Source organism: Roseomonas chloroacetimidivorans (assembly GCF_049629625.1).
In the GTDB taxonomy this organism is placed as follows: Bacteria; Pseudomonadota; Alphaproteobacteria; order Acetobacterales; family Acetobacteraceae; genus Roseomonas; species Roseomonas chloroacetimidivorans.
Genome location: NZ_JBNBZS010000196.1, coordinates 1 through 3,560, shown reverse-complemented (window position 1 = coordinate 3,560; position 3,560 = coordinate 1). Strand labels below are relative to the sequence as shown.

At 65.1% G+C, this 3,560-nt stretch carries 3 protein-coding genes and 2 pseudogenes; 2 read left to right on the top strand and 3 right to left on the bottom strand.

The features are described from left to right. Positions 1-165 precede the first annotated feature (165 nt). Positions 166-432: a hypothetical protein gene (locus ACO1BU_RS36370; RefSeq protein ID WP_424140739.1), complete on the bottom strand. Its 267-nt coding sequence runs from the start codon at positions 430-432 to the stop codon at positions 166-168. A gap of 296 nt (positions 433-728) precedes the next feature. Here ACO1BU_RS36370 and ACO1BU_RS36365 point away from each other — a divergent pair, with 296 nt between their 5' ends. Next, positions 729-1,316, top strand: a complete 588-nt coding sequence (locus ACO1BU_RS36365; RefSeq protein ID WP_424140738.1) for a PilZ domain-containing protein — start codon at positions 729-731, stop codon at positions 1,314-1,316. 131 nt (positions 1,317-1,447) lie between these two features. Here the strand turns inward: ACO1BU_RS36365 and ACO1BU_RS36360 are convergent. Continuing rightward, positions 1,448-2,299: pseudogene (locus ACO1BU_RS36360) on the bottom strand (IS701 family transposase); the annotation flags it as partial. A gap of 72 nt (positions 2,300-2,371) precedes the next feature. Here ACO1BU_RS36360 and ACO1BU_RS36355 point away from each other — a divergent pair. Continuing rightward, a complete protein-coding gene (locus ACO1BU_RS36355; protein WP_424140737.1) occupies positions 2,372-2,626 on the top strand; it encodes a hypothetical protein in 255 nt (84 codons plus the stop codon). A gap of 19 nt (positions 2,627-2,645) precedes the next feature. Here the strand turns inward: ACO1BU_RS36355 and ACO1BU_RS36350 are convergent. After that, positions 2,646-3,428: pseudogene (locus ACO1BU_RS36350) on the bottom strand (IS5 family transposase); the annotation flags it as partial. Positions 3,429-3,560: the final 132 nt, after the last annotated feature.

Below are 3,560 nucleotides of genomic sequence, written 5' to 3'. Positions count from 1 at the left end.
CACCGCATGCTGAATGACCTCGGCCGGGTACCGGAGGCCGCGGAAGGGATTGGGAGAGGTTGTCATACCAAGGACCCTGTCACTGCCCGACTAGGGCGCCAATCTGACAAAGCCGTTCAGAGAGCCAATGCGTTATTTGAAGCGCGATTCAGCGAAGTCGTGAGTTCATAGGCCGCGGCGCTGCGGGGCAGACCTTGGCGTGTTGCCATCGCGTCTGGCGCGCTCCTCGGCGGCGAGAAGCTCATCATGCGAGGACTTAGAGCTGGACGCCAAAAGGACGGCCATCAGCACGCCAAGCAGTTCGTCGGCAGCAGTGATGTGCTGCGTTCGCGCATACTCAGCCAGATCTTTCGTGGCGCGAATGGTGCAACCGAGGCCGCTGCTCCCTGTGGTAGCGCTCGTTAGACGCTTTTGTTCGAAGTCCTGGTCCATTCCAATTCCGCCATTGATCATCGCGGCCGAACACAGAGTCGTAACGGTACACTGGCATAATTACGCATCGCGTACGTGAAAAATTGGTCACTTAACAGGCTGCGGAAATTCGATTTTGGCGAGGCTTCTACGAAAATTTATTACGCTGCGTACGATTCGGGCACAGCAGTGTTGTGCACATCACGGTCTGTCCAATTCGGATTGTTCGTGTGGCTGGGCTGGAGCAGCGAATTTCCGCAGCCTGTTAAGCCCCTGAATGAGAATTTTTCGCGAGGGATTAGCGTTCCGACCACGCCATGAACACGGAGCCTATGATGAAAGATCGGGTGTCCCAGCCTGCTGGCGACGGACTGGAGCAGGCGGTGGCTGTCGCGCTCGAGACAGTAGTAAGACGAAGAGAAGTCCGCCAAGACCAAGCTGAAATGCTTAGGGTCTTGCGACGGCAGCTCGGGCAGGTTCTCGCCGAAGCGCCGGTCCGAGGCAATGCTCTGGACGGGATCGCGTTCCGAGCCCGCTTGGCCGCGCTGCTCGAGGATGAGATCGGTAAGCTAGAAGCGCGAACGGGGCCGGCAGGGAGGAGCTTGGCCCCTGAAGAGACCCCGTTCTACCAGGAGAGGCGGCGCTGGCCTCGGCATCCGGTTCGCCTGAGCGCCCAGGTTTCCACCGGCGCCTTCACATTCGATTGTGTCGTAGTGGACCTGTCGGAAGGGGGAGCACAGGTCAACTTTGCTGCCCCTGTTCCACTCCCAGAGCGCGTAACGCTGAATACCGGCAATGGTGAAGTATTCCTCGCCCGGCGTTGCTGGACGAAGGGCACGCGAACGGGGCTCGAATTTACCGGGGCGGCTTCGATGTCTGGCCAACCATCAGGAACAGGCACCTAATCTTACTGTGTCATTTTCTGTTTCGGCTTGTGGCCGAATTCTGCAGGCAGCAGGGACATCGGGGCAGCGCAGCGATGAGGCTGACGGCGAGCTGCTGCCGGGGTGTCGCGATAGAGTTCGCGACGTGGCGCTCAGGCCGGATGGGCGGCGCCCCGCGGGCGGAAGTCCTGGGGTAGCGGAGGTGCCTTGATCCAGTCCGGGGTGAAGCGCTGCTGAGGGGGAAAAAGGCAGCGCTCGGCGACAAGGAAGCCGAGGGCTGCGATGCAGAGGCTGGCATGGTGGTGAAAGCCGCGCCAGCCACGACCTTCATAGTGCCCCAACCCGATCTCCTGCTTCAGTTCCTGGTAGTCACGCTCGATCAGCCAGCGCGCCTTGGCCGTGTGGACGAGGCGTCTGAGCGGGGTGCGCGGGGGCAGGTTGGAGAGCCAGTACTTGCTCGGCTCGGCCGCGCCCTTCGGCCATTCGATCAGCAGCCACTCCTCCGGCCAGGGTTCTGAGCGCAAGGTGTCGCGGTGCGCGGGGCGGACCCGCACGGCCGCGAAGCGGGAGGACAGCTCGGCCTGGCTTCCTTCGCGCCATGTCACCTGGCGCCAGGCGTGGGTGGGCAGGTTCTGCGCCAACTTCTTAACCGAGACCGGCCGGTGTTCCGCACTGCGCCGCACCCGGGTCGGGGGCCGCCCCTGCCCGGACCAGGGGGCAGGCGGCAGCGGGGCCTGTCCGGGCGGCCAGACACCCGTGCCGGAGCGGATGCCCAGCACGTAGCCCAGGCCGAGCTCGCCTACCCCGACCCGGAAGTCGGTCTCGTCGCCATAGCCGGCATCGCCCAGCACGATGCCCGCCGGCACGCCGTCAGCTCGTGCCTTGCGGATCTGCTGCAGTGCAATCTCCGGCTTAGTCGCGAACGCGACCTCCTGCGGCACCCCCGCCTTGGTCCGCCGTGCCGGGTCCTCGGCCCAGGTCTCGGGCAGGTAAAGACGCCAGGCACCTTGGTGCACGGATTTGGGCGATCTGATCCACGGCCATTGCTGGCCGGGCACGAGGATCTGCTGCGCGAGATGACGCCCGGCAAGCCGGACATCACCCTGGCCGAGGTCCGAGACATCCTGAGCCCGCGAGGCGTCGGGCGAGTCTCACCGGCGACGATCTGGTCGACCCTGCGCCGGCTCGACCTGTGGCATAAAGGCACTTGGGAGCCGCCGAACAGGACCGGCCAGACGTTGCGGTCCACCGACGCGCACCTCGCCGCTTCCCGCCTGCCCTTTATCACCCGTGCCCACTCTGGTGCATGGATCAGAGGTACGGACGCATGATGCCCTACTGTCATCGGGATCATGCGATGCGGACGTAGTCTGCGCGTCCGAGATCCAGCATCCGGTTCAGGGCATTCGCGGCGATGGCCACCTCAGCCACCTGACGTCCATTGCTTCCCGAGTGCAGCCTGTCACCGATGACGCGCTTCCATCGCGCGATGTCGGCTTCCACCAGGGCGCGCCAGTTGTATCCGGACGTCCTTTGCCAGCCCATGCGCCCGCGCTCGGCAATCGCCTGAAGATGGCGGTCACGCCGCGTCGGGTCGATCTCGGCAGTGCCGCTCGGCATGGCACTCGAGCGTGGCGGCACGATGACATCCGCATCGGGATGCCGCGCGGCTACCTCGGCGTAGACGTCGTCACGATCGAACGCGCCGTCGCCGGTGAATGAAGCGACGAGCCCGTCGCTCCGTTCAAGCAGCGGGCCAGCCTGCGAGCCATCGTCGGCATCCCGGTTCGTCAGTACCGACGCGACGATCCGGCCGGTGTCGGCGTCGGTCGCGAGGTGGAGCTTCCGCCACGACCGGCGCCTCCGTGTCCCATGCTTCTCAACCAGCCACTCGCCAGGTCCACACAGCCGCAGGCCGGTGCTGTCCACCAGCAGGTGCACGGGCTCCCGCCCGCGGCGGGGCCGTGGCACGTCCAGCGTCTCGGCGCGGCGGCTCAGGGTGGTGTGGTCCGGGACCGCCAGATCCAGGCCGAGCAGCCGGAGGAGCGAGCCGATCAAGCCCTCCGTCTGGCGCAGTGCCAGATGGAACACCACCCGTAAGGTCAGTGCCGTCTCGATCGCCAGGGCGGAGTAACGGGGCTGGCGGGACTATCGGAAATTCCGTGTGTGGTTGGGCATGATGGGACGAAAGGAGATCCCCCATGGCCCGACGCAAAGAGCCTCGGATCCCTGACGCGGTACTGGACCAGCTGCTGGCTGGAGCCG

Coding starts and splice junctions, on each gene's coding strand:
- ACO1BU_RS36370 (WP_424140739.1), bottom strand. CDS start 432: ATGGACCAGGACTTCGAACAAAAGCGTCTAACGAGCGCTACCACAGGG.
- ACO1BU_RS36365 (WP_424140738.1), top strand. CDS start 729: ATGAACACGGAGCCTATGATGAAAGATCGGGTGTCCCAGCCTGCTGGC.
- ACO1BU_RS36355 (WP_424140737.1), top strand. CDS start 2,372: ATGACGCCCGGCAAGCCGGACATCACCCTGGCCGAGGTCCGAGACATC.